The sequence below is a fragment of the Rothia sp. P5764 genome (assembly GCF_048512965.1).
GTDB lineage: Bacteria > Actinomycetota > Actinomycetes > Actinomycetales > Micrococcaceae > Rothia.
This window is the reverse complement of the sequence record NZ_JBLXXQ010000001.1, coordinates 675,496-700,829: the sequence shown is the minus strand read 5'-3', so window position 1 is coordinate 700,829 and position 25,334 is coordinate 675,496. Positions and strand designations below refer to the sequence as shown.

General features: G+C 59.3%; 19 protein-coding genes. 9 read left to right on the top strand and 10 right to left on the bottom strand.

Translation table 11 applies throughout. The features are described 5' to 3' along the window. Positions 1-544: 544 nt before the first annotated feature. The gene (locus ACN08Y_RS03220; protein WP_419111814.1) at positions 545-946 is read right to left on the bottom strand and encodes a DUF3800 domain-containing protein; all 402 of its coding nucleotides are present in this window, start codon (positions 944-946) and stop codon (positions 545-547) included. A 105-nt stretch (positions 947-1,051) separates the two neighbouring features. Between ACN08Y_RS03220 and ACN08Y_RS03215 the strand changes: the two genes are divergently transcribed. The 3 genes from ACN08Y_RS03215 (at position 1,052) to ACN08Y_RS03205 (ending at position 3,966) form a co-directional block, all read left to right on the top strand. Further along, positions 1,052-2,479, top strand: coding sequence for an amino acid permease (locus ACN08Y_RS03215; protein ID WP_419111813.1), 1,428 nt, complete (start codon positions 1,052-1,054; stop codon positions 2,477-2,479). Positions 2,480-2,562: 83 nt separating this feature from the next. After that, positions 2,563-3,354, top strand: coding sequence for a sulfite exporter TauE/SafE family protein (locus ACN08Y_RS03210; RefSeq protein ID WP_419111812.1), 792 nt, complete (start codon positions 2,563-2,565; stop codon positions 3,352-3,354). 48 nt (positions 3,355-3,402) lie between these two features. After that, positions 3,403-3,966, top strand: a complete 564-nt coding sequence (locus ACN08Y_RS03205) for a rhodanese-like domain-containing protein (RefSeq protein ID WP_419111811.1) — start codon at positions 3,403-3,405, stop codon at positions 3,964-3,966. Positions 3,967-4,999: 1,033 nt separating this feature from the next. Here the strand turns inward: ACN08Y_RS03205 and ACN08Y_RS03200 are convergent. Continuing rightward, positions 5,000-5,257, bottom strand: a complete 258-nt coding sequence (locus ACN08Y_RS03200) for a metal-sensitive transcriptional regulator (protein ID WP_419098847.1) — start codon at positions 5,255-5,257, stop codon at positions 5,000-5,002. 196 nt (positions 5,258-5,453) lie between these two features. After that, the gene (locus ACN08Y_RS03195; protein WP_419098848.1) at positions 5,454-7,112 is read right to left on the bottom strand and encodes an alpha-keto acid decarboxylase family protein; all 1,659 of its coding nucleotides are present in this window, start codon (positions 7,110-7,112) and stop codon (positions 5,454-5,456) included. Between the two features lie 162 nt (positions 7,113-7,274). Here ACN08Y_RS03195 and ACN08Y_RS03190 point away from each other — a divergent pair, with 162 nt between their 5' ends. Then, positions 7,275-8,228: an alpha/beta hydrolase gene (locus tag ACN08Y_RS03190; RefSeq protein WP_419111810.1), complete on the top strand. Its 954-nt coding sequence runs from the start codon at positions 7,275-7,277 to the stop codon at positions 8,226-8,228. A gap of 17 nt (positions 8,229-8,245) precedes the next feature. Here the strand turns inward: ACN08Y_RS03190 and ACN08Y_RS03185 are convergent, their stop codons facing one another. Then, on the bottom strand, positions 8,246-9,220 hold the full coding sequence (locus ACN08Y_RS03185) for a sucrase ferredoxin (RefSeq protein ID WP_419111809.1): 975 nt from the start codon (positions 9,218-9,220) through the stop codon (positions 8,246-8,248). Positions 9,221-9,361: 141 nt separating this feature from the next. On the opposite strand from ACN08Y_RS03185, the gene ACN08Y_RS03180 reads away from it, so the two are divergent. The 3 genes from ACN08Y_RS03180 (at position 9,362) to ACN08Y_RS03170 (ending at position 12,166) form a co-directional block, all read left to right on the top strand. Further along, positions 9,362-9,787, top strand: coding sequence for an RNA-binding S4 domain-containing protein (locus ACN08Y_RS03180; RefSeq protein ID WP_419105435.1), 426 nt, complete (start codon positions 9,362-9,364; stop codon positions 9,785-9,787). A gap of 385 nt (positions 9,788-10,172) precedes the next feature. Next, complete coding sequence (locus tag ACN08Y_RS03175) at positions 10,173-10,718, top strand: GNAT family N-acetyltransferase (protein ID WP_419111808.1); 546 nt, start codon at positions 10,173-10,175, stop codon at positions 10,716-10,718. 65 nt (positions 10,719-10,783) lie between these two features. Continuing rightward, positions 10,784-12,166, top strand: a complete 1,383-nt coding sequence (locus ACN08Y_RS03170; RefSeq protein ID WP_419111807.1) for an MATE family efflux transporter — start codon at positions 10,784-10,786, stop codon at positions 12,164-12,166. Between the two features lie 55 nt (positions 12,167-12,221). Here ACN08Y_RS03170 and ACN08Y_RS03165 read toward each other — a convergent pair whose 3' ends face one another. The 3 genes from ACN08Y_RS03165 to ACN08Y_RS03155 are packed head-to-tail and all read right to left on the bottom strand — an operon-like array spanning position 12,222 to position 16,596. Further along, positions 12,222-14,219 (bottom strand): hypothetical protein, encoded by a 1,998-nt coding sequence (locus ACN08Y_RS03165; RefSeq protein ID WP_419111806.1) that lies wholly within the window; start codon positions 14,217-14,219, stop codon positions 12,222-12,224. A 21-nt stretch (positions 14,220-14,240) separates the two neighbouring features. After that, a complete protein-coding gene (locus ACN08Y_RS03160; RefSeq protein ID WP_419111805.1) occupies positions 14,241-16,082 on the bottom strand; it encodes an HSP90 family protein in 1,842 nt (613 codons plus the stop codon). A 4-nt stretch (positions 16,083-16,086) separates the two neighbouring features. Further along, on the bottom strand, positions 16,087-16,596 hold the full coding sequence (locus ACN08Y_RS03155; RefSeq protein ID WP_419111804.1) for a YbjN domain-containing protein: 510 nt from the start codon (positions 16,594-16,596) through the stop codon (positions 16,087-16,089). A gap of 200 nt (positions 16,597-16,796) precedes the next feature. Here ACN08Y_RS03155 and ACN08Y_RS03150 point away from each other — a divergent pair, with 200 nt between their 5' ends. Beyond that, a complete protein-coding gene (locus tag ACN08Y_RS03150; RefSeq protein ID WP_419111803.1) occupies positions 16,797-18,302 on the top strand; it encodes a SulP family inorganic anion transporter in 1,506 nt (501 codons plus the stop codon). A gap of 141 nt (positions 18,303-18,443) precedes the next feature. Here ACN08Y_RS03150 and ACN08Y_RS03145 read toward each other — a convergent pair whose 3' ends face one another. Both ACN08Y_RS03145 and ACN08Y_RS03140 read right to left on the bottom strand, forming a co-directional pair. Beyond that, a complete protein-coding gene (locus tag ACN08Y_RS03145) occupies positions 18,444-21,443 on the bottom strand; it encodes a YhgE/Pip family protein (protein WP_419111802.1) in 3,000 nt (999 codons plus the stop codon). A gap of 53 nt (positions 21,444-21,496) precedes the next feature. Beyond that, complete coding sequence (locus tag ACN08Y_RS03140; protein WP_419111040.1) at positions 21,497-22,069, bottom strand: TetR/AcrR family transcriptional regulator; 573 nt, start codon at positions 22,067-22,069, stop codon at positions 21,497-21,499. A gap of 319 nt (positions 22,070-22,388) precedes the next feature. Here ACN08Y_RS03140 and ACN08Y_RS03135 point away from each other — a divergent pair, with 319 nt between their 5' ends. After that, complete coding sequence (locus ACN08Y_RS03135; RefSeq protein WP_419111801.1) at positions 22,389-23,903, top strand: phospholipase D-like domain-containing protein; 1,515 nt, start codon at positions 22,389-22,391, stop codon at positions 23,901-23,903. Between the two features lie 253 nt (positions 23,904-24,156). Here the strand turns inward: ACN08Y_RS03135 and ACN08Y_RS03130 are convergent, their stop codons facing one another. Then, the gene (locus tag ACN08Y_RS03130) at positions 24,157-25,251 is read right to left on the bottom strand and encodes a YeiH family protein (RefSeq protein ID WP_419111800.1); all 1,095 of its coding nucleotides are present in this window, start codon (positions 25,249-25,251) and stop codon (positions 24,157-24,159) included. Positions 25,252-25,334 lie beyond the last annotated feature (83 nt).

The window sequence follows — 25,334 nt, the reverse complement described above, 5'->3', positions numbered from 1 at the left end:
GGCGTTTAGAGCTTCCCTGGATTCTTCTGGTGTTGTAAACATAGGTTTGTAGGGTAAAACGGTGGGCAACTGCGGTAGCTGAGATACCACCTATGCCTACCAGTGGGGCCTTCAGGAAGAGTGATGGTATGGGCTTTAGGGAGGTCTTCATGGGGCATAACTTTCTGTTTGGAATCTAGATTTTCTAGATTTAGGAGGTTGTTCCCGGCTTGATGTGAAGAAAGTCTAATTAAGTGGTTCTCTGGTAGCGGACCAATTTATGGTGTTCCATACTTTTACTTTCTTATCTCAAGAGATTAGGGGTGCTACCTGCCTGCGGACCCTCTTGCCCGGTGCGTTTCGCTCGCAAGGGCGATTCGCGCCCCGGCCTTGCCGCGGACTCCGTTCGCTCCTGGGTGTTACGCACCCGCTCACTTCATCGAGCCGGTAAGCGAGGGCGGTTCTAAGCGGATGATCAGAGAAATTTTCTACTCTTGACTTGCCCGTGTCCAAACCAGTACATTTAGAAGCGCAGAACCCCTCTACACAGGTAGAACAAGGGGTTCTAGCTGTTTAAAGGATCTATATCAGGTGTATTTAAAATAATTGGTTTTCTAGCCACATCTCTTACCGATAAGTACTGTTCATACCATCGATGCGCAAAAGAATGTTTGGGTATTTGGGCGATACTGGCGTTTGCACACCAGGCTATGTGGTCTGCCATCTGCATGAACTGTGATGTCTTAGAGTCCAGGTAAATAGGATCTTTGATAATGTTCCGTTCGGAACGAGGTAGGCTACGGTGAGTATCACGATACGAGGTGTCGCTTCCATCGCCATCCATATAGATAATCCCTAGAGAATGTCTAGATGCAAGCTCTTGATCAATCTTTTGGATAAGCCACTTGTAGACTTTCTGACGGTTAACCGCCAGGTTCTCGGGCTTGCCTGTAGTGCCTGGTGGCACCTGCCAAGAAATATAACAGTGTCTCAGGTCATATGGGTGTGTCTTGTGTGTAGTCTAGTGGGAAAGTGATTCTTGGTGATACCACCTGCCCATAAGGAGAAACTCATGGCTCACCCTCCTGCCAACAGCCCCCAAGCATCAACACCCAACGGGCCAGCCCCCGGTATCTCGGGGGATACCACCGTCCACAAGCTCAAGCCCCGCCACGTCACCATGATTACCCTGGGTGGCATCATCGGGGCTTCACTCTTTGTGGGCTCCGGCAACGTTATTCGGTCCGTGGGGCCGGCTGCTATCCTTTCCTACCTCATGGGTGGTCTACTGGTCTTCCTGGCTATGCGGATGCTGGGTGAAATGGCCGCCGCCCGCCCCTCCATCGGCTCCTTCATGGAATACGCCAGGGTGGGCCTAGGCAACTGGGCGGCCTACCTGGTGGGCTGGCTCTACTGGTACTTCTGGGTAGGGGTGTTGGCCTACGAGGCGGTGCTCGGTGGTGAAACCCTGGCCACCTGGTTCCCCGGCCTGCCCGCCTGGGGGGCCTCCCTGGCCCTGCTTGCAATCTTTGTGGGCACCAACCTCATTTCGGTACGTACTTTCGGTGAAGTCGAGTTCTGGCTGGCCTCCATTAAGGTGCTCGCTATTGTGGTCTTCCTGGGGGCAGGCACCCTCTACGCCCTGGGCCTGTGGCCAGATGCCACCCTGAGCGTGAGCAACCTCTGGGCCCACGGCGGGTTCGCCCCGCACGGCTACGGTATCGCCCTCACCGGTGTTGCCCTGGTGATTTTCTCCTACTTTGGCACCGAAATTGCGGTGATGGCCGCCGCTGAATCTGAGGACCCGGCTAAGGGGATTAGGCAGGCTACCTCCACTATTATCTGGCGCATCCTGCTCTTCTTTGTTGGGGCTATTGCGGTGATCTGCATGGTCATTGCCTGGGATGAGCTACCTGAACCCACCAACGTCGCAGCCGCGCCCTTCACCCAGGTCTTTGAACGCCTGGGGATTCCCGCCGCGTCGGTCATCATGCAGTTGGTTATCTTTACCGCCGTGGTGTCGGTCCTGAACTCTGGTCTCTACTCGGCATCGCGTATGGCCGCTGCGCTCGCCCAGCAGGGCTTCGGCCCGGCCCTCCTAGCCCGTAGGTCAAGTAGGGGAGTGCCGGTCTACGCGCTCTTTGCCTCCACCGTGGGTGGTGTGATTGCTTCCTTGGTGAACTTTGTGGCTCCTGACTCCGGTATTTTTGAGTTCATCATGAACTCCGCTGGCCTGGTGGCGCTCTTTGTCTATGTCTTTATTGCCTTGACCCAGTGGAACCTGCGCCGCACAATGACCCCGGAGCAGGTGGCCGACCTCAAGCTGAAGGTCTGGCTCTTCCCCTGGCTGAATATCGTCCTGATTGGCGGGGTGCTCTTTGTTCTGGTGGTCATGATGGGTAGTGAATCGGGGCGCACCCAGGTGTACACCTCGCTAGTAGTCACTGTTGCCATGCTTGCCCTGTGGCCGCTGGCCCGCAAGAAGGCCCTGAATGACTAACTGCCTGCGCAGGCACGGCAAGTTACCTTGCCCGGGTGCACACCTGGGGTAGCCTAAGGTGAGATGGATCAGGTAATAGAAAGGTGGCCTTGGTGCTTCTCATGCTGGTAGGGGGCCTGCTCATTGGCCTACTCATGGGCGCCCTGGGCGGCGGCGGCGCTATCTTGGCCGTGCCCCTGCTGGTCTACGGGGCTGGAATGGCACCAGCTTCTGCCACCCTGGCATCACTCGTTATCGTCAGCCTGGGTTCTATTACCGGAATCGCCACGCACGCTCGCGCCGTTCGGTGGCGGCAGGGCATTACCTTTGGTGCCCTGGGTATAGCCGGTGCCTCTGTGGGGCGGATGCTATCTGTAGGGGTAGACGGCAGCGCCCTGCTCCTGGCCTTCTCCGCACTCCTAGTAGTGGTGGCAAGCCTCATGGTGACCAAGGCCCTCAGGGCTACACCCGCACGCCCCTCCCACCCCGCTCACACCACCCATCTAGCACCCGGTCGGCTTGCTCGCCTCATCGGTGCCGCTAGCGGGGTAGGTTTTCTGACTGGCTTCTTTGGTGTGGGCGGAGGTTTTGCTATTGTCCCCGCCCTCACCCTGATTCTGGGGCTGGGAATGGGGGCGGCTGTGGGTACCTCCCTGCTGGTCATCCTCATTAACAGCCTTATCACTCTCGCCCTGAGCGCCAGCCACCTGGCGACCCTTGACTGGGCGCTACTGCTTCCCCTACTGCTGACCACCGTGGCAGGAGTACTTGCTGGCGGCTGGGTGGGTAAACGTGTCTCCCGCAGGGCTCTCCAGCTTTCCTTCGCAGGCTTCCTCTACCTTATTTCCATATATATCGCTGTCAGTACCCTCACTCAGTTGGCCGCATCAAGGTAAGGACAGCACACGACGGCTATCCCCACCGACCTCCCCGCACAGATTGATGTGCCCCAGTTCGCCGAGAAAATCAAGGCCGACGACGGTGCCCTGCTTCTTGATGTTCGCACCGGCGCAGAATATGAAGGTGCCCACGTCCCCGGGAGTGTCAATGTGCCCCTGGCTCTTATTGAGCAGCACCCCGAGGAGCTCAGTAGCTTCATCGACAACGAAGCTATTATTATTTGCCGCTCCGGTGCCCGTGCCCAGCGTGCCCAGAAACTCTTGGCAGGGGTGGGCGTTACCCACACCAGCGTCCTGGTCGGAGGTATTGAAGCCTGGAAGAAGGCAGAGCAGGCTGTCAATGTTGGCCCAGCACGCTGGGATCTAGAACGCCAGGTTCGACTGGTTGCCGGGTCCTTGGTGGCTGGAAGTGTGGCTGCTAGCACGGTCTTTCCCCGCGCTAAATACCTGGCTGGTGCGGTAGGCGGTGGACTGACCTTTGCGGCAGTGAGCAACAGTTGCGCTATGGGCTCTTTGCTTTCGCGTCTGCCCTATAACAAGAGTGGGGAAGTAAGCCTGAAAGAGGCCAAGCGCAGGCTAGCTGCTGCCCGTGCAACCGGGAAAGCATAAATTTTCGAATGCCCTTAAGGACTTAAAGATTTGAGGCTTATTCACATGTTAGTCTAGGGAGACGCTCACCACAGGCAAGCCGGCTGGGGCTGGTATGAATCGCCCTTATAGGTGCAAGAATCAGGCCAGAAGGTGAGCTTGCCTGTGATGAGCGCCGAACAGTTATACGGGACTTTTGGATAAGCCTCTGAGCGACTGGCAAAAAACTTATCGAGATAGCAAGAAACTCATGAGAAAAGAATATTTGGGGCGCAAGAAAAATAAATATTTAATATCCACCCTTCTTACATCAACAATTTGGATAATCACCTTACCTCTCTGGCTATTTTGTAATTATGTGGTTTTATTCAGAACGGGTTCAATCGATTTTTTCTGTGAAAAACAAGGTATATATTCGGACAATACTACGGGGAGCATTCCGTTCGACTTGAAAGCCTATACATGCGGCGGGTATCGTGATGTTTTTAGTAATTTCGATATTGTATTTTATTATTTAACTTCAATAATTATAATCATCGGATTTTTACTATCTATATATTTATTTTTAATGTATGAAAAATATAAGAGAGAAGCATGGATTTATCGTGGATAACTAGTGATCCTGTCTAGGTAAAAATTGAGGTACTGTTAGTATTCTTTTAATTATCCAAGGGTAAATAATTTTCTACAGCATCTTTTCTCTTGCCGAGGTGGAGTCCAGTCTGATATCGGAGCGCACCCAGGCAGGACTTGCTGCCATGAAAGCAAAGAACGGAGGTAAGAAAAGGGGCCGGGCAGGGTCGTCCTGCAAAGTTATCTGCTACGCAGAGGGGGCAGTTGGTGCGGATGCGTTCGGAGGTCAACCCACAGACCGGGCGGGTGTGGAGTTTGCGGGAGCTGGCTGATTTTTTTCGGGGTGGGAGTATCCACCGTAGCTCGCGCACTCGAACACTCTAGGGGGTAAGTGCACAAAGAAAAAGCTAAAGGTCCCACCCTGTATGCACCGCTAGAAATGCCTGAAGAGCAAAGAAAACGGTAGTCCTCGGCACCTGCTTTAGGCTAGGGAGAGGAACATTTTTTCAAGTTCCTGGGGGCTGAGTTCCGGGTTATCGGACGCTAGGCACTGCTGAAGGCCGCAGGCCACCACCGCAAAGCTGGCCCGGTCTACCGCCTTGGATGCGGCGGCCAGCTGGGTAACAATTTTCTGGCAGTCATCGCCCTCTTGGAGCATACGAATAACACCGTTGAGCTGGCCTTGGGCACGCTTAAGACGGTTGATGACGGGCTTCATCTCATCGGGATCGAGTTTCACAGCTTCTCTACTTTCGTGTTTGGGTGGTCCCTACAGAAAAATTATACCCCCCGGGGTTTATCGTATTTTGAGAGCTACACCGCTTTTCCCTGGCATACCTACTCACGGCAGGCATACTGCAAAAGCACCGCCCCTCCCACCTAGAACCAGGGGAGAGGGGCGGCTATTTTTAAGGCGGACTACTGGCAGGTGCCACCTATGAGTTGGCGCGGGTCAGTGCAGCGGCCACATCCGCCAGCAGAGCCGGGACGTCGTCCTGATCCATGACGACTTCTATAAAGACCAGCCTGTCACGGGTTTGGTGGGTGAGCTTGGCAGCCTCGACCAGCTCACGGGCGGTAGAGACCTTGAGCATGAGTACATCGTCCTCCTGTGCGCCCAAAGCCGCCGGAATCAGCTGCCAGTTGTAGGTGCGGATATCGTTGTAGGGCTGGGTGGCTCCGTGGATAGCACGCTCCACCGTGTAACCCTTGTTATTAATGAGCACCACCACCGGGTTAATTTTCTGCTCCAGCATGGTACCGATTTCCTGGAAGGTCAGCTGGGCTGAGCCGTCACCAATGAGCAGAACCCCGCGTGCTGAACGGTCAGCTATAGCCGCCCCCAACATAGCCGGTAGGGTGTAGCCAATAGAGCCCCACAGGGGTTGGCCAATAAACATTGAGTTCTCGGGGAAGCGGCGCGAAGCCATACCGAAGAAAGAGGTGCCCTGGTCGGCCACCACAATATTGCCCGGTGAAAGTTTCTGAGACAGCAGAGACCAGAGAACATCCTGGGTGAGCGGCTCATCCCAGGCGATTACTCCCTGGTTTTCTTCCTCGGCCCAGGGCAGGAGCTCCTTGGGCTGGGCTCCCACCTCAAGGGCAACCTCCCGCACCACATCGAGAGCGGCAGCCAGGGTCAGCGGGGCATAGGTGCGCCGACCAATCTTGGCGGTCTGCGCCCCCAAAAAGACAGTATTCTCGGGGAGCTTCTGCGAGAAACCAGCCGTGGTGGTATCGGTAAAAGTGACACCGGCGCAAATCAGGGCCTCGGCCTGCTCCACAGCATCCTTTGCCCGCGCATCAGAAACAAGGCCGGCATAAATGCCCGCAAAGGCAGGCTTGGACTCATCAACCAGGGTCTTACCCCACATGAGGGTGGCGTAGGGTAGGCCGGTGGTGGCAAGGAGCTGGGCCAGCTGTTCCTGCGCCCCCATGCGGTGAACCAGTAGGTCCGCTAGAACGGTGGTCTTTTTACCTGCAAGCGCTGTGGCAAGATCTGCCCGGAAGGACTCTAAAGCACCGGGGGATGAGAGCGCCTGGGGCAGCTCCAGCGGTGCCTGGGGCGGTGCCACCTCAACCCGGGCCACATCGGTAGCTAGCAGAATATAACCGGGCCGCTTTTGAATCATCATCTCACGCAGGACGCGGTCAATCTCACCGGTCGCGGTGGCGTGTTCCAGGTTAGCCACAGCGCAGGAAACCTCGGAGGCCATGCGGATAAAGTGGGTGAAATCGCCGTCTCCCAGGGTGTGATGCATGGTCAGGTGGGCGGCCTGAGCATCTTTAGAGGGCGCACCCACAATGTGCAGGACGGGCACATGCTCGGCGTAGGAACCCGCCGTGGCGTTGATAGCCGAGAGCTCACCCACCCCGTAGGTGGTCACCAGGGCACCAATACCGTTAACACGGGCATAGCCGTCGGCGGCGTAGCCGGCATTGAGCTCGTTAGCGTTGCCCACCCATGCCAGGGTCTTGTGGGCAACCACATGGTCCAAGAATTGGAGGTTAAAGTCGCCGGGAACACCGAAAATATCGGTAACCCCCAGCTCAACAAGTCGGTCAAGGAGGTAGTCGCTGACGGTGTAGGTCAAAGGTCGGGCCTTTCTCTGGGGGTAACCACATAATGTTGTTAGCATCACGTTTGTCTCTCTCTATGATAGGGCCGGATGCTAGCTTGAATAAACTGCCCCTAGCCCCAGCGTCACAGGGGCGTAAGAAACCTTCTCGCCTGCCGGTGGGCGTAGACTGACCCTATGAAAGAGCAGGATATTCTTGGGCACCCCTACACAGCCGAAAGCCTTGACCTGGGCGCTGATTCCGAAGGCCCGCTGGTGGCCACTCTGGTTCACCGGCCCGCCGATTCTGGCCCCACCCCGTCAGCGGGTGCTGTGCTCTATGTACACGGCTTTGTGGACTACTTCTTCCAGCGGGAACTAGGGGACTGGTGGGCAGCCCGTGGCTACGACTTCTACGCCCTTGACCTACGAAAGTACGGACGTTCCCTGCGCACCGGCCAGACTCCCTTCTACACCGAGGACATCACCGACTACTTTGCAGAACTGGACACCGCCTGGGAACTAATAACCAGCCGTGACGGGCACCAGCAGGTGGTGCTCATGGGGCACTCCACCGGTGGGCTCATCACCAGCCTGTGGGCGGGGCAGACCGCCCCGCCAGAACTTACCGCCCTGATCCTCAACTCGCCCTGGTTGGATCACTTTGAAGGGCCGGTTGCCCAGGCCGGTTTGACCGCCCTGGCCGCTACCGCCGCCCGCCTGAACCCGCGCACCGTCCTCAAAAAGCCCGCACCCGACCCCTACGCCCGTTCCCTGCACCACAGCACCGGCGGTACCTGGGACTTCAAGACCGCCTGGAAGACCCTCAACTTCCCGCCCATCTACGCAGGCTGGCTCACCGCTATCCGGCGCGCCCAGGCTAAGCTCCACCGGGGTACCGGCATCACAGCCCCGGTGCTGGTACTGACCTCAGCCCGCTCCGGGCGGCTGAGCGCACCGGGCCAGAAACATGACTTTGACGCAGTACTCTCTGTTCAGCAAATCCGCCGCTGGGCCCTAGAACTGGGCAGCGATGTCACCAGTAAAGTCATTGACGGTGCTACCCACGATGTTTTTCTCTCCGCCCAACCCGCCCGCAGTCAAGCTTACGAACTTATGGGCCGGTTTATGCGGCGGCTGGCAGTGGACTAAGAGGGCGCTAGAGCTGTCTAGCCCTCCGCAGGCTGGGTGGGGGCTATGCTCTCTACCTGCCAGCTAGTTGCCGGGCTGGGGTCTTTGCCGCAGGAGGCCGGCCGGGCAGGTAGCTCTACCTCATGGGCGGTAACTAGCCATGCCCGCCCGTCCCGGTGGGTCACGCGTGCGCTCTGGACGATCCCCTCTGCCGGTGTGCTTACCCGTTCGGGGCTGAGGTCATTGATTCGCGGCTTCTCGCCCTCTTGGGCAAGGTAGGAGCGCACTGCAACTTCCGCTACCTGCTCGATAGGGGTGTGGGCTGAGCGTCCCCTTAGGCCCGCTAAAGCAAGCTGCTCAGACCGGATGCCAGAGGCGAGAGTTAAGGCCTGCTCAAAAGTGAGCCGCCCATAGGTGTAGCCACTGGGTAGGGTGAGGGCAACCGGGCCAAAACGGTGGCCTCCGGTGTGGGAGCACTCCCATACCTGCACCCCGGTGCTCTGCTCCTGGAGGAAAGCCGCCAAGGGGCGCCCCAGTAAGGCACAGCACCGGTCGCGCTTAGAATGGGTGCATATCAGCACCAGGGTTTCACGTGAAACAACTAGTCCGGGTATAGTTTCTGGCTTTTCCAGGGGGAGCGTCAGCAGGTCTGCCACATCTGAAACCTCAAAAGTATAAAGCACGGCAGGCTCAAAGCCCCGACCTCCTACCCGGGCAAGGTAGGCCCTGCGGGACTCCCCACTAGCCATAAGTACCTGGCCCTCCCGTCCCGGCTTACGCACCAGAAGCAGGCGGGCCCCCAGTTGCTCCATGCGCGCCGACAGCTCAGTGGAGAGAGGCTGGCCAAATGCTGACCCATCCAGAATATCTCGCCCCCAGCCACCCGGGTGCTCCACAAGAACCCAGGTAGTTACCTGGGCCGCTGTGCCGGGAAGAGCCTCATCGCGAGGTAGAGAGCAGGAACCCGCTGGAAGCTCCGCCTGCTTTCTAACTGTAGAAGAAGTAAAAGCCATACCATCCAGTCTAGGGCCGGTAACAGTGCTCTGCCCATGGGGCCTCTGAGGCGCTACCCCTTGGCTTCATGCAATGCTCTTAGCTGCTACAGACCCGGCCCCTGCTTTTATTGAGGTGGCCTGGTGACTACCCTAGAAGACATGACTCAACCCACCGGCGCCGGAGCGGTGCCCCCACCCGCGGCAGAAGAAGCACAGGCACCCGTGCGACTTGACGCCTGGCTGTGGGCCGTCCGCATCTTTAAGACGCGCTCGCTGGCCTCCAGCGAAGTAAAGGCCGCCCACATTCGGCTTAATGGGGCCCACACCAAGCCCTCCCAAAAGGTGCGCCCCGGAGACACCGTCACCGTGCGTTACCCTGGCTGGGAGCGCACACTGGTGGTACGTAAAACCCTGTCCAAACGGGTCGGCGCACCCGTAGCTGTTACCTGCTACGAGGACATCTCTGCCCCCAAGCCCGCCTACCTGACCAGCGGAACCCTACCCCGGCGCGAACGCGGCGCGGGCAGACCCACTAAAACTGAACGTCGCGCCCTCAATAAGCTGCGCGGCTACGAGAAAGCGTAAGTGCTCACGGCCTCCACTCTCCGCCTGATCCGGTGAGATTCTCAGCACAGCCGCCTACCTGAGTAAGTTCTGTCTGGGCCCTGCTGTGCGGGGTAACGGGCTGGCCGATGAGCTCATGGAGCGGGTTAAAAGACCAGGCTCCTGCCGCCGGGATAGAGGGCATCTATTGAGCTACCCACCAGGAGAATTACCGGGCTCAGAAGTTCTAGGAGAAGATGGGCTACACCATCGTGGGAACCCGCCAGTTCTAGCTAACCCCCGGTGTGCTGGTGCAGGACTTCGCCTACTACCTCCCACTGATAGAAAAACACCCTTCGCAGGTTGGTGTTGTACGATGTTCTGCGCCCCACCCATCTCACGTCTTTTGGTGGGGTTGGAGGACACCGTGAAATTTGAGGTTCGCCCACCCCTGCCAGCGGAGGCAAGGGCCTGGGAGCAGCTGCGTATTGCCTCGTGGCGAGAAGCCTACGCCGGCGACTTTACCCCCGAGGTCTTTAAGGCTCAGGAGAGCCAGCTAGAAGCCCGTGCCGAGGGCTTTGCCCAGTGGCTCGAATCCACCGCTGGTACCGGTGAGGACGTACAGCCCCAGTTGGGCCAGCGCCGCCGTGCCCTAGTGGCTGTGCGATCAGCGGAAACTGTAGCGGCACCACAGACTAGCCCCGCAGATCTAGGGGGTCTGTTGGGCCTAGCCTTTGCCACCCGCATACCCTATGAGGTGCAGAAACTTGAGATGCTCTACCTGCACCCACAGGCTTTCGGCACCGGTATCGCCCACGCCCTGCTCAGCCGGGTCCTTGACCCCGGTCCCGCCGAGCTAGAAGTACTGACCACTAACGCCCGCGCAATCCGCTTCTACGAAAAAGAGGGATTTGTGCAGGTGCGAACCGATAGGTTTGCCGGACGTAAAACCTACATTATGGCCCGCCCCTAGCTACCCTTGGAACTGCCCAGAGCCTACCTGGTGGAGGGCTCAGCCTAAGAGCTAGGCTAGAAGCTATGCCAAACGCAGCTCAAACCAGACCAGCAGACCGGGGGAGTACCCCCTCCCTGAATCGTCAGATTCTTGCCCTTGCCCTACCTGCCTTCGGCGCACTCATTGCTGAGCCGCTCTTGGTGCTTGCAGACTCAGCTATCGTAGGCCACCTGGGGAGCGCCCAACTTGCGGGCCTGACCTTGGGCTCCACAGTCCTTCAAACCCTGGTGGGCTTCATGGTCTTCCTGGCCTACTCCACCACGCCCGCCGTCGCCCGCGCAGTCGGTGCAGGTGACACCGGCCGCGCCTTTGCCGCTACCCGCAACAGCCTATGGGTAGCCGCTGGCCTGGGAGTATTCTTTGCTCTGCTTCTAGCCCTCCTTGCTCACCCCCTACTCAAAGCCCTGGGCGGTGAGGGCCAGGTACTTACCTACGGCAACGCCTACCTGCTGCCCTCTTTGGCCGGTCTGCCCGGCATGCTCATCGTTCTGGCCGCAACAGGTGCCCTGCGCGGCTTCCAAGACACCAAAACCCCGCTCTACGTCGCCATAGCCGGGGCCGCCCTCAACGTGCTGCTGAGCTGGGTTCTGGTCTATCCTGTGGGCTGGGGCGTGGCCGGTTCAGCGGCCGCAACCGCTCTCACACAATGGGCTATGGCCCTGGTACTCACCGCCTCAGTGCTGGCCCGCACTCGCGGGCAAGAACAGGGCTGGGCACCCGACAGGGCTGGACTGGGGGCCGTCTTTAAGGTCGGTGCCTGGTTGATGGTTCGCGCCGCCTGCATGCGCGTTGCCCTGCTTGCCACCGTCTTCGTGGTCACCGCCCAGGGTGAGAAAAACCTGGCCGCCTACCAGCTCACCATGGCCTTCTTCAACCTACTGGCCTTCGCCCTAGACTCCCTTGCCATTGCCGCCCAAGCCCTCCTGGGTCAAGAGATGGGCACCCAAAACCTGACCACACCCCAGGGCCGTGCCGCCGTCACCCAGCTGAAAAACCGGCTGGTCCGCTGGAGCGTCCTCTTCGGGCTAGTGACCGCCCTAGCCTGCCCCGCCGTAGGGTTCGGTGCGGCCTGGATCTTTAGCTCCGACCCGCAGGTCCAGCACCTCTTTGCTCTCTCCCTGCTGGTACTGGGAGCAGGCCAGCCCCTGGCGGCCTACGTCTTTATTCTGGACGGGGTTCTCATCGGTGCCCAGGATGTGCGCTACCTGGGCCTGGCGGCCTTCTTCACCCTGGCCGCCTACCTGCCGGTGCTGGTGGGCCTCTACCTGTGGTGGGCCGGTAGTTCCTTCCCCGCCGGGGCCACCGCCGCCTACCTGCTCCTCTGGTGCGCCTACGCCCTCTGGTACATGGGCGCTCGCGCCACTACGCTCTGGTGGAGGGCCCGCACCGGCGTCTGGATCCGTTAGCCAGTTTCACCCGGATGCGCGAGCAGCCCGTGTAGCTGGAAGGAAAGCCCGCAGGTTACTGGCCGTCCTGCGTCAGTAGCCCCTCGATAAGACCCTCTACCCGGTGGCCCTGCCCGGTGGTCTGGAGTAAATCAAGGCAGGCATCTAAGGCGGCGGTGGCTGACTCGACCAGCCCCACCCCCTGAAAGAGCTCCCTGGCCCGCTGATAGGCGCTGACAGCGCCCTCAACTCCGCCCCGCTCACGGGCATACTCAGCAACCAGCACGAGCAGACGTGCCGAACGCTCGGGGAAACCCAGCTCAGCATAAGCATCGGCCGCCGCGACCAAGCCCGCCTGAACCTGCTGAGGGTCAGATGTTCCCGCCGCCGCATCCAGCCGCGCAACCAGCTCCTGGGCTAGTAGATAAACCAGGAGGTCAGGGCGCGGTAAGGCACTCATGCCGGTGCCGCTGGGTCGGGCTTCACTGCCCTCCTGAGCAGGAACCAGGGCGCTCTCTACCCGGTCAAGGGCAACTTGGGCAGCAGGCAGCACCGCGCCGTAATCCCCCAGAATCTCAGCCACTGGTGCCCACTGGCGTATCGTCTCTACCAGAAGCGCGGGGTGCGCATCACCGGCTACCAGCAGATCAAAAGCCTGGCTCAAGAGGGCGGCAGCTTCAGCTTCACGGCCCACTAGCTTGGTGCAGATAGCGGCCTCAGCCCGTGCCTGCCCCGCCGCCGCAAGCTGACCGGCACCCTCATAGCTAATGGCCTGTTCCAAGTAGGCCTGGGCGGCTCGGTCGTAGCTGCCCTCCGCCAGTAGGCCATCTGCACTCTCACCTGCGGCGGCAGTATCCGGCGACATCAAACCTGCCTGTGCAGAGTCAGTGTAAGAAACAGGCTCACCGGCAGATTCCCCCTTAGGCCCTAAGGGGGCGCTCGCGGCCTGCCCCTCCGGAAGAATCAAGGGGGTGAGAACAGATTTTAGTTCGGCATCTGCCAGTGATTCACTAAAACATGTGTTACCCGCCCGCCGGTCAAAAGCCGCAACCAGGGGTAGGGATTGGGCCAGGGCCCAGTCGTAGAGCTCACCCAGGGTAGCGCGAGACACCTCTGCTGACTGACCTCCCTGGCTCCCGGCAGAAGATGCGGGGGTAAAACCGCTCAAGCCGGTGGGCATCTGTCCCTTCTCCTGGCGGGCCCAGGCCAGACCGGCTACCAGGTAGCGCAAGAAGTTACGGTTATCGCCGGGGTCGCCACCCAGGGCCAGCGCCCGTTTGCCGTGTTTTTTCAGCAGAGCAAAGGCGCGCTCTAACTGTTGGCCGCGCGCTAAAATCTCAAACTCTACACCCACATCGTCGGGGTCATAGTGCTGGCTGTTGGCCTGGGCACGCAAAAGCTCCCGCCCGGCCTCCTCGCCCCTGCCCAGGTGAAGCAGGGCCAGGGCAAGCTGGCGGTGGGAGGACGCCGGTTCGCGGTTGCACAAATCTTCGGTCGGGGCACCGAGCGCAACAGCCTGCTCAAACTCCCCGGCGGCCATATGGTCCCGCAGATTGCTCCCGTGGCGGCAGGAGCCGCAATCCATCTCGTCCTCACCGTGGGAGAGCCAGCGGGCCTGCCAGGTTTGGGCGGCTTCGTCATCGCCAATGTGGGCGGCCCACATGTGTTCGGCACGGTCGGCGGCGCTATCGCCCAGCCCGGCTAGGCGGTAGCGTTTACGCATCTCATCAAGGAGCTGGCGGGCCTGCTCCTTGGAAATCTGCGGGTAGGCGGTCAGGTCGCCGGTGACCCACTTGAACTGCCAAAAGAGGGCCTTGGCGGTTTCGTCGTCAAAGTATTCGGGGTGGCTGTCCCACAGCCGTAAGAGCTTAGAGAAGACCGCAAAAGAGGCGGGGGTTGGCTGGCCAAAGACATAGGCCTCCACCAGGGTTAGGAGGGCCTGCGGTAGAACCTGCTCCGGCCCCTCGTTCTCAAGGGTGCGGGCAATGTACTCTGCGGCGGCGGTGCGCGCGCTCCCATAGGGTAGCGTGCGGGTGTGAGCTATCTTCTGGGTGGCTTCGTGGATGGACCACACGGTGTTTCTCCCTGGTGAAAACTAGGTGTTGGGGCGCAGAGCGGCTTCAAGAAGCTGGGCCAGGCTGTCGCTGAGCAGGGTGGTTTCACTGCCGCGCAGGCCCTCACCCGCCAGCATGAGTGCCGAGAGGTAGAGGGTGTTAATGCCGGGCTCAAAGGAGGGGTGATGCGGCTGGTGCAGTAGCCGCTGGACGTTCTCGTTGGCGTCGTTGAGCACCAGGGTGCGGCTGGGCTCGGTGGACTGACCTGCTAGGGAGCCAAGAAGATCGCCCCACAGCCCATCAGCCTGCTTGGCTTCTTGGGTGAGGTCGCGGCGGCGTTCGGCGTCGGCATCGCGCAGCAGAACTGCCGGTACGCTGGCCGGTTCAAAGACCCGCAGGGTGGCCCCGCAGTCTTGGGGGGATAGTACAGCGCGGGCGAGTTCCAGGGCTGGCATCACGTCAAACTCCCGCTCCATCTCCACAGAGGAAAGGGTTTGGGTCACGTCCTGGCTGGTGAGTTCGGTGACCTGCCAGCCGGGGCGGTCAGCCAGCTTAGCTAGCAGGTCTGAGTCGTAGACGTAGCCGCCGTTGACCACCCATAGGCCTTGGGCGCGGGCCACGGGAGCTATACGGCGGTAGGCCTCGGTGGTGGGAGTGTAGAGAATCTGCCCGGCGGCATCGGTGACCTCGGTGAGGGTGGCAAGCCCCTGGGATGTTTCAAAGGGGAGGGAGCGGGCAACCACATCGAGCATGTCGTCGCTGGCAAGGGCAACAGCGCGTAGGGCTAGGTTGTGGGTCTGCACAAAGCGGTCGCGCAGGGCACTTGGCTCTGCCAGAGCTTGCGTAATCCAGGTTTTGAGCTGGTCCCCGATTGCTTCGCGGGTGAGCAGGAGTACCTCGTCCTCGCGCAACTGTTCGCGGGAGGCGGTGGGGGTCAGCCCCTCAGAATTGACGACCGCCCGCACAAAGAAGGCCCAGTCGGGTAGGAGCGAGTCCTCACGGGAGGCTACCAGCATGTTCTTGACGTAGACCCGGTGGCGGCCAGAACCCGGTGAGACGGCCTGGGGGAGTATGTAGGCGACCCCGCTGGTGCCGGTGGCCGGTACCTCTAGGTCGATCGTGGCAAGTGGGGTGATGCCCAGGGTTTTTTCTGCATAGGTAGCTAGGGCCATGGTGCGTTCATGCTGGTTGGGGGCTTCTTCGCTGGCGCTGTTGTTTCCCAAGGTGCGGGCGGGTGCCCACGGGGGGCGGGGGTGGGAGATTCTGCGCGGTAGGCGGCGTGAGCCAGCTTTAACGACCACGGATACGTCGATGGGGAGCATGTCGGCGTAGTCGGTTGCCAGGGTTAGCACAGTTTCTTGAGCAACCCAGTGGGCGGCATCGCGGCGGGCTTTCAGGCGGATAAGGGTGCCCACTTCGGGGGCCTGCTCCGGCGCTAGCTCGGTAACCTCAAAGGTGCCGTCGGCATGGCCCAGCCAGCGGACCGGGGCCTGCCCAGCGGTGGCAGAACGTGACGTGATATCAACCGTGTCAGCAATCAAGAAGCAGGCCAGTAAACCAATACCGAACTGGCCTAGGTACTCGGCTCGGCCTTCGTTAAAGACGTCGTCACGCTTGGAGGTGCGCCCAATAGTTGCTAAAAATTCTTCGGCCTGTTCCGCGGTCAGCCCAATCCCGGTGTCGGTGATGGTGATACCTGTGCCCTCTTCCCAGGGTTCTAGAAGCACCCGGGCGGGGGCATCGGGGTCAGTCTCGCGGCGGGCGGTAATGGCATCGACACCGTTCTGGATTGCCTCGCGTAGGTAGACCTGCGGGCCTGAATAAAGGTTTTTGGAGAGCAGTTCAACCAGGCCGCCCAAATCCACTTTAAAGCGCTGTGACATGCTTTTATTCCCCTTCCGTTATGGGTTCAAAGGCGCCTTCTACTTCGGTCAGGAACTCCTGGGCCGAGCGGCTAGCTTCACGCAGGTAGAGGTCGATCTGCTCATCGGTGGCCCCGGCGGTGACGGGCAGGGTGAAGTCCGCTGGCAGGAGCGCGAAGTCCTGGCCGTCTTCACCCAGAATGGCCGGGTAAGCAGTGGGATAGGGGCGGTGCTGGTTCCATTGGTGGGCAAACATGCTCAGGTGGGGTAGGGAGCTGGTGGGTAAGGACTGCCGCCAGGTGGTACGTACCGTCAGCCGGTCAGGGGTGAGCAGGTAGAGCAGATAGCCGGCAGGGTAGTAGGTGATGGGGGTGCCGTCCGCTTCAAGCTCGTGGGGGATTTCAAGACGCCGCAGTGCTTGCCCCAGTCGAGTGCTTGTGAGCGGTGCAGGGGTAGCAGGTGCTGGCTGGACGCTATCAAAGAAGCCCAAGGGTGCTCTTTCTTTTTGCTGGCGGGCGGTGAGGCTGATAGCCACAGGCCCGTTTATGTGGTCTGTAGGGGGGCGCTGGCACCTCTCTATCCTACAAGTTTTGGGGTCTATCTTTTAATGGTCTTGAGGATAGGTTCCAGACCTTGCCGGCTGGGGTAGCTCCAGACCAGTATTTAGTGGGGCGGGTGCCGGGTTTCCGTCTGTGGTCTAGGCTAGAACTAGCTAAATCTACCTCAAGGAGCCCCGTGGCTGACACCGCACTTTCTGCCCTCGACCGGCAATCGGTTCGAAAGACCCTTACTTCCCCCAAGCTACTCAAAACCGAAGTCCTCGCCGGGCTTGTCGTTGCCCTAGCCCTCATCCCAGAAGCCATTGCTTTCTCTATCATTGCCGGGGTAGACCCCAGGCTAGGGCTTTTTGCCTCCTTCACCATGGCAGTCACAACTGCACTGCTTGGCGGGCGACCAGCCATGATTTCAGCAGCCACTGGCGCTATCGCACTGGTGATTGCCCCGCTGGTTGCCAGTCACGGCACCGACTACTTTATTGCCACCGTTATCCTGGCCGGATTTTTCCAGGTTCTTTTGGCTGTGGCGGGTATTGCTAAGCTCATGCGCTTTATTCCCCGGCAGGTCATGGTCGGTTTTGTGAACGCCCTGGCTATCCTCATTTTCATGTCTCAGGTTCCCGAACTTTTGGGTGTTCCCTGGGCGGTTTATCCTCTGGTTGCCCTGGGTCTTCTGCTGGTGTTCGGGCTTCCCCGCCTCACCCAGGCTGTCCCTGCGCCCCTGGTCGCTATCGTCCTCATTACCGCTATTACCGTAGTAGCTGGAATTAAGGTGCCTACTGTGGGCGATAAGGGCGAGATGCCACAGGCCCTGCCCACGCTCTTTATCCCCCAGGTTCCCCTCAACGTGGAAACTTTCAGCATCATGGCCCCCTACGCCCTGGCTATGGCTATCGTGGGTATCTTGGAGTCGCTGATGACAGCCAAGCTGGTGGACGATATTACCGATACCCCTTCCAATAAGACCCGCGAATCTTGGGCCCAAGGTGTAGCCAATATCGTCACGGGCTTGACCGGCGGTATGGGCGGCTGCGCCATGATTGGGCAGACCATGATCAACGTCAAGGCCTCGGGTGCCCGCACCCGTATTTCTACTTTCCTGGCCGGTGTTTTCTTGCTGGCGCTGGTGCTCCTGCTGGGTGATGTGGTGGCGCTGATCCCTATGGCCGCACTGGTAGCTGTCATGATTTTTGTGTCGATTGCGACCTTTGATTGGCACAGCATCACCCCGCGTACCCTGCGAATCATGCCCAAGAGTGAGCTGGTAGTCATGCTGGTGACGGTGGCTACCACAGTGGCTACCCACAACCTGGCAATCGGTGTGGTGCTGGGCGTGCTGACCGCTACGGTTCTCTTTGCGCGCAGGGTTTCTCACCTGGTGACGGTAAACCGGCAGATGGCACCCCTGGACGGGGTGGAGGCCGTGACCTACCGGGTGGAAGGGGCGCTGTTCTTTGCTTCCTCGAATGACCTCTACTACCAGTTCCAGTACGCGCAGGACCCGCAGACCGTGGTCATTGATTTGAGTGGCTCCCACATTTGGGATGCCTCCACGGTAAGCGCCCTGGACAGTATTACAGCCAAGTATGAGCGACTGGGTAAAACCGTACAGATTCAGGGTTTGAACCCTGCCAGCCAGGACTTCCAGGACCGGCTGAGCGGCCAGTTAGGAGCAGGTCACTAGGAAGTGGCATTGCCCCCAGCATGTCCCCGTACTCCTACCTGATTCTCAACCGGTGCCGTGCCAGCCAGCTGGCTTGGGGGGCTGGCGTTAAGGGCGCTGGGCCGGGCGCGGCACCGGGTATTTAGGTTGGGTGCTATTGACTTAGCCCGCAGCCCCCGCGAGTTCCGGTGCAGGAGCGTTCTTGCGGGCACGTTCTGCTTCCCTGCGGTCTTCCCGGCGGTGGCGAATCCAGATGCTAGCTGCGGTACCGCTAAGAGCCAGGATGAACCAGCCTGCCAGCCAGGCAAGGCCGGTAGAGATTCCAATTGAACCACCAGCAATGAGTGAGCGGAAGGCTTCCAGGGCGTGGGTGAGCGGTAGCCAGGGGTGCAGGGCCTGCAAGAAGCCCGGGGCTGTTTCAATCGGGTAGGTGCCGCCTGCTGCGCCAATCTGAATAACTGTCAGCATGAGCGAGATAAAGCGACCCGGTGCATCGAGCAGGGCAATGAGTGCCTGGTTGATAGCCAGGAAGGTGATGGAGGTCAGCACCGCAAAACCCATCAGGCCCCAGAAGTTAGCTGTCTTAATATCTACCAGGCTGTGAATGATGATAGTCATCACTGACCCCTGGACGATACCCATGAGGATAACCGGCACCATGGCTCCTCGGAGGGTTGCCAGGCCGGAATGTCCACGTCGAGCGAACTTAGCTGAGATAGCTGGGTACATCATGAAGTAAGCAATGGCACCTACCCATAGACCAAGAGTCATGAAATAGGGGGCTAGGCCGTGTCCGTAGGTGGAGACCTCGTTGATGCGGGTTTTGTCAATGGCTACGGGGTCGCTGGTCACTGCGCTCAGATCCTCAGCTTGCCCGTCAGTATAGCTAGGTACCTTGTCCACCGCGTCACTGAGCGAGGTGGAGAGGGTAGAACTTCCCTTCTTGAGTTCCCCGAGACCTTGTGAAAGCTGGCTGGCTCCGTCTACGGCCTTACCGGCCCCTGCATCAAGGTCAGCGGCCCCGCCGTTGAGCTGGTTGGCTCCCTGGTTGAGCGAGGACGTGCCTTGCGCCAGGGTGAAGGTGCCGTCTTTGAGCTGGTTGGCTCCCTGGTTGAGTGAGGACGTGCCTTGCGCCAGGGTGAAGGTGCCGTCTTTGAGCTGGTTGGCTCCCTGGTTGAGTGAGGACGTGCCTTGCGCCAGGGTGAAGGTGCCGTCTTTGAGCTGGTTGGCTCCCTGGTTGAGTGAGGACGTGCCTTGCGCCAGGGTGGATGCGCCAGCCTCTAAGGAGGAGGTGCCATCTGCCAAGCTGGTGGCTCCGGTAGCAAGTGATGAGGTCCCGTCATGGAGGTTATGGGCACCGGTAGCAAGTGATGAGGTGCCATCTGCCAGTGCGGCTGCCCCGTCATTAGCCTGGGATACTGCACCGGCTAGAGCTCCGAGATTTTTGCTGAGGGCTCCGACTGAGCTATCTAGCTCCTGGGCACCCTGTGAGAGAGCGCTGGCACCCTCTGCTAGGGTGGTGGCTCCGGTAGCGGTTTGGCTAGCTCCGGTTTTTAAGCTATTTGCTCCACCGGCTAGTTTGGTTAGCCCGCTGTTTTCATCGCCGACCAGTGCCTGGGTGCCCGCAGCTAGGGTGTTTGCCCCGGAATCCAGCGCCTTAGTTCCTGCTGAGAGTTTACCGGCCCCGGTGTTGAGCTCTTGGAGGGCAGCTCGCTTCTGTTCGTCTGTGAGCTTGTCCCAATTATCTAGTAGGGATTGGGTGCCCGCAGCTAGGGTGGTGGCTCCGGTGGTGAGCTCGTCGGTAGCGCCGGCTAGGTTGGTTGCTCCGGTGGCCAGGTCTTGTGCCCCGCCCAGGGCTTTATCTGCTCCTTGGGAGAGCGCTTCAGCCCCAGAGCTCACCTGATTAGTAGCTTCTTTGAGCTCTTGTGCCCCAGCAGCTAGGTTGGATGCGCCTGTTGTAAGTGAACCGGTGGCATCGGTCAGGGCGGGAAGTTTTTCGGGTAGGGTGGCTACACTCTCGTTGAGTTGGGTCAGGCCCTTAGAGAGGCTAGAAGCCCCTGCCTTGACCTGGTCCGCACCGGTTGCCAGGGAAGATGCCCCACCATTGACCCGGTCTGCACCCTTGGCTAGGGATGATGCTCCCTCGTTAACCTGGCTGGTGCCCTGCGCCAGGGTGGATGCTCCTTGGTCAACCTTGCTGGTGCCCTGAGCTAGGGATGATGCGCCTTGGGAGAGGGATGAGGCGCCTTGGTCAACCTTGCTGGCGCCGTTAGCTAGGGATGATGCGCCTTGGGAGAGGGATGAGGCGCCTTGGTCAACCTTGCTGGTGCCGTTAGCTAGGGATGATGCGCCTTGGGAGAGGGATGATGCGCCTTGGTCAACCTTGCTGGCGCCCTGAGCTAGGGATGATGCGCCTTGGGAGAGGGATGATGCGCCTTGGTCAACCTTGCTGGCGCCCTGAGCTAGGGATGAGGTCCCGCTGGCTAGTGAGTCTGTTCCTGATTTTAGGTCGGTGAGCCCTACGACTAGCTCCTTACTGCCCTGGGCTGCTGAGCTTGAGCCGTCTGCCAGTTTTTGGGCACCGTCGGAAGCTTCCCCCAGGGAGTCGTGGATATTGGTGAAGCCCGCGTAAATCTTGCTCAAGTATTCTGTGGATACCTTATGGGCCAGTGCGTCGGTAACTGCTGTCCCAAGTGAGCTAGCGATATTGCCGGAGATGATGTTAGAGCCGTCGTTGGTGGCAATATCTAGTTTGGCTTTGCGGGCTGCATCTGAAGAGTTTTCGGACAGGGATGAGACGTTGGCTGAGAAGTCAGCTGGAATGGTCAAAACTGCCTGAACCCGACCGTTTTCGAGCTCGCTCCGTGCTTGGTCAGCATCCATGACTGACCAGTCAAAATTACTGGTGCTGTCCTTAGTAAGTAGTTCTTGGGTGAGGTCGTCACCGAGGGTCAGTTCTTGGCCTGTGCGTGTGGTGGCAGCCTTGTCCTGATTGACGATAGCGGCCGGTACGGCATCGATGGTACCGGTGGGGTCGTAGTTAGCCCAGGTGAGAATACCTGCGTAGATGGAAGGAATAATAATAACTGCCAGGAGTACCAGGTATTTCATAGGGCCTGATGTGCGCTTTAGGGCGGGGTGTTTGGTTCGTGTTGAAGGCACCGGGTTCACCTACTTTCTTTTTAAGGTTGGGGAGAGGGGAAAACTAAGGGGGGTTAGCTGGTAGCCGCTTGGATCATGGCGGACAGGCGCTGGCCCATGGCCTGGGCGGTGTTGGGGCCGGTGAAGTCTGTTCTGAGCCAGCGCACTGTTAACCAGGCGGCCCCGGCGGCGATAAACTGGGCGTAGTCACTGGTGAGAGGCCTATTTGTGGTCTTGGGTTGTTCGGTAGCAGAGCCTCGGAGCAGGAGTCTATGGGTCAGGAAGGTAACGAGCTCTTCGACCAGAGATGAGTTGCCGGAGGTGTCTAAGACATTGCGGAAGAAGACTGCATCTGCTTGGAGTGCGGTGAGCAGGCTGGTGCTAGCTGCGCTTGTGATGAGGGTGCTTGGGTCGGTGGGGTCTGCCTCGGGGAGCGAGTTGAGGGCGGTATCTAGCTTTTCCAGCGCGGCAGTGTGAATGAGCGTGTTGATGTCTGAGAAGTATTGGTAGAAGGTGGGGCGGCTGACTCCTGCGGCCTTAACCAGGTCGGTGATATTAAGGCTTGCTGGTTCTGGGGTGTTCAGAGCCTTGATGGTGGCCTCGACAAGGGCTGTGCGACTACGGGCGGGGCGGGGGTCTAGGGTCACGGGCTTCTCTCCACAGTATTTTTCTTACAGATGTAAAGTTTACGCCTGTGAGGGAAATCAGCAAGGGGCTGGGGTGTGATATAGGACAGTTTCTGTGAGCCAGGGGTGCTCAATACTGCAACCGCTACCTCAAATGCCCGCCCCTGAAGTCTTCCTTTTCGTTGGGTAGGTAGAGTACTGGCAAGCCTGTTTCTTGCCTGGCTCGTTAGCGCCCGCACGGGAATTCACGTTAGCCCTAGCCAGCTTAGCTGGTGCGCCTTGAGTTTCAGCCAACAGGCTGGCCGGTTACCCGCTAGCGGAGACCCGGTAGATTAGAACTATGAGCACATTCACCCGCTACGCCCTCACCGCAACCACCACCCTTGTCGCAGGCGCTTGCGTCACTACCGCTCTCGCCGGCTACCGGCAAGCCCGTAAACCTTTAGCTAAAGGGCTCAGCTTGGAGGGTCGGAGTCATCCCTCGGGTTACACCCAGCTTTTGGCTGACCTGACCTACCAGCAAGAGGGTACTACTGTTTCGGAGCAGTCCATCTTTGCCGCCCTTGAGGGCCTGATCGAGCGTGCCCAAGACTTCCTGGTCTTAGACCTCTTCCTCTTCAACTCTGACTACGACCGTACCCGTGGGCCAGAGGGTGGCTACCCGCGGCTTGCTGAGCGGGTGACTAGGGCCCTGGTTAACAAGCGGGCACAGGCACCTGAACTGCCTATCATTTTTATTACCGACCCCATTAATACTTTCTACGGTAGCTACTCCCTACCTCACCTGGAGCAGCTAGCTGATGCTGGGGTGCAGGTGGTGATGACCGATCTAGATGCTCTGGCTGACTCCAACCCGATCTACTCGGCTTTCTATCGCACCTTCCTGGCCCGTCTGCCCGAACTTCCTGCAGGGTTGCCTAACGTCTTGGCTCCTGGGCGTCCTAGGGTGAGCCCTAACGCCTATGCTCGTCTCTTCAATTTCAAAGCCAATCACCGCAAGCTGGCGCTTAGTGAGCGAGAGGCCCTTGTCAGCTCAGCTAATCCCCATGACGCTTCGGCCCCTAACTCTAACCTAGGTTTGCTGGTGACGGGCCCCGTTCTGGCCGATATTTTAGCCAGTGAACGCGCTATTTATACCCTCTCGGGTGGGCAGGGTGAGGTCTTTGACAGGTTCGAGCAGGTGCTCACCCAAGGCCTGCGCGACAGGAGCGGCCAAAGCTCAGAAGACCATGAGCCGGTGAGAGTTCAACTGGTCACCGAAGGAGCTATCCGGCGGGTAGCCTGCCAGATGGTGCGAGCAGTAGAGCCCGGTGGAGAGATTTGTCTGGGAATGTTTTATCTTGCTGAGAGATCAGTGGTGCGGGAGCTCAAAGCTGCCGCTCAGCGCGGAGTTCAGGTGCAGGCCCTGCTTGATCTGAACCTTGATGCTTTTGGGCGTAAGAAGACGGGGCTGCCGGCCCTGCCTGTAGCCCGCGAACTGCAAGGCGCTGGGGTGCAGGTGCGGTGGTATGCCACCAGTGGGGAGCAGTTTCACCCTAAGTACTTAGCGACCTACCGAAAGGGGGAGGGCGGCGGTATCTTCGAGCTGCTGGCTGGATCGGGTAATTTTACCCGCCGAAATATTTGTAATTACAACCTGGAGACTGACCTGAGGTTGGTGGCACCTATCGATGCCCATTTGGCTCAGGAGTTTACTGCCTATTGGTCACTGATGTGGAGGAATGAGCCGGTTGCTGGCAGGCCAGCTCTCTTGAGTCTGCCCTATGAAGGGCGTGAGGAGCCTGGGGCCTTGCGCTCTGCCTTGCACAAGCTGGTTTATCGCTTTCAGGAGGCTACCGGTCTGGGTACCTTCTAGAGACTTCTTAAGCTGAACTGCGTGGAATAAAAGAATTTTTGCGTTTGGTGGACGGCTGGGGCCTAGTAATTGCACAACTACTTTAGGCAAGGAATGCCAAGATGGTGCAGTTGCTCAAGAAGAGCGCGACAAGCGATAAGACCACCAGCCCACACCCCAGTCTGGGTCATACCTGCATCTTCGCTGCGGGCCAACTGCCGGTGCAAGAGCTGAGAGTGAGTGGTGGGTAGATACCGGGTGGCTATTCCGAGGGTTAGACCAAGCAGAGAGTAAGCCCAAGGGCTATGGAGGCAGTTGCCCCAGAGAGGATGAGGCCAAAGAGGAGAGCCGGACCACCAGCGGAGAGGGTGGATTTGAGATTGACTGCCGTGCCCAGAGCGGCCATGGCTACTGCCAAAATAAAAGTGGTGAAGGTATTGAGTCCAGCAAGGAGCGGGCCAAGGGGCTGATCCAAGCCGCTCCACGCCAGCACTGACCTGAGCACGATAGCCACGATAAACCCCACCACAAAGAGGGGCAGTAGGGGTGGTCTGTGACTCTTAGCCTGCGAGGTCTTCCTCTGGGCCTGCCTACTCTGGCCATAACCTACCAGAGCCACAATAGGGGCCAAAAGAACTACCCGGCCCAGCTTGCTTACCGTAGCAATATCGGTCACCTCTGGGCTAATAAAGCCCCCCGCCGCTACTACCTGCCCCACCTCATGAATAGAAGCACCTAACCATACCCCAGCCTGCAGAGGTGTAAGGGGCAAAAAACCAACCAGGGCCGGTAAGGCAAACATAGTCAAAGTGCCGCAGAGGGTAATGACAGCCAAGGCCGTGAGGGCCGCGTTATCCACTGTTTCATCGTCTGGGTCTTGGGCTTTTGGGGGTAGGGCCGCCGAGATACCGGCAATTGCCGAAGCGCCACAGATTGCAGTGCCGGTGGTGGTCAGAAGGGCGGTAGTGGGGGCCAAAGCAAGGTAGCGCCTCAAGATGATAGCCACCAGGTAGGTCCCTGCAGCTGTCAGAAGTATGGTCAGTAGGGCCCCGAACCCCAGTGAAAATACATCTGGCAGAGACAGACGAAGACCCAGGAGGACAACGCCCAGCCGTAACAGGCTCTTGGAGGCAAAGGTCAAGCCAGCCTGAGCATTTTGGGGTAAGAGGCCCATATTGCGGGCAGCTATTCCCAGAACTATGGCCAGAAGTAGGGTGCTGACCAGCTTGAGACCGGGCATAAGGGTCAGAAGGTAGGCAACTAGGGCTAGGCCCACCGCTAGGACTAGCCCCGGTAGGAGCTTAGGGAGGGACGCTAGGCCAGCGCGAGGGGTGGCTCTGCGGTGGATTGTGGGGTCTGGCAAGCTCATGCTTTTAGTTTAGACTGCCTTGAGCCCTCTGAGTTGGCCTGCAGAATGAAATCCCTCCCCTTTCCTTAGCTACTCTTGACACC

Coding starts and splice junctions, on each gene's coding strand:
- ACN08Y_RS03130 (WP_419111800.1), bottom strand. CDS start 25,251: ATGAGCTTGCCAGACCCCACAATCCACCGCAGAGCCACCCCTCGCGCT.
- ACN08Y_RS03180 (WP_419105435.1), top strand. CDS start 9,362: ATGACTCAACCCACCGGCGCCGGAGCGGTGCCCCCACCCGCGGCAGAA.
- ACN08Y_RS03160 (WP_419111805.1), bottom strand. CDS start 16,082: ATGTCACAGCGCTTTAAAGTGGATTTGGGCGGCCTGGTTGAACTGCTC.
- ACN08Y_RS03135 (WP_419111801.1), top strand. CDS start 22,389: ATGAGCACATTCACCCGCTACGCCCTCACCGCAACCACCACCCTTGTC.
- ACN08Y_RS03215 (WP_419111813.1), top strand. CDS start 1,052: ATGGCTCACCCTCCTGCCAACAGCCCCCAAGCATCAACACCCAACGGG.
- ACN08Y_RS03185 (WP_419111809.1), bottom strand. CDS start 9,220: ATGGCTTTTACTTCTTCTACAGTTAGAAAGCAGGCGGAGCTTCCAGCG.
- ACN08Y_RS03190 (WP_419111810.1), top strand. CDS start 7,275: ATGAAAGAGCAGGATATTCTTGGGCACCCCTACACAGCCGAAAGCCTT.
- ACN08Y_RS03170 (WP_419111807.1), top strand. CDS start 10,784: ATGCCAAACGCAGCTCAAACCAGACCAGCAGACCGGGGGAGTACCCCC.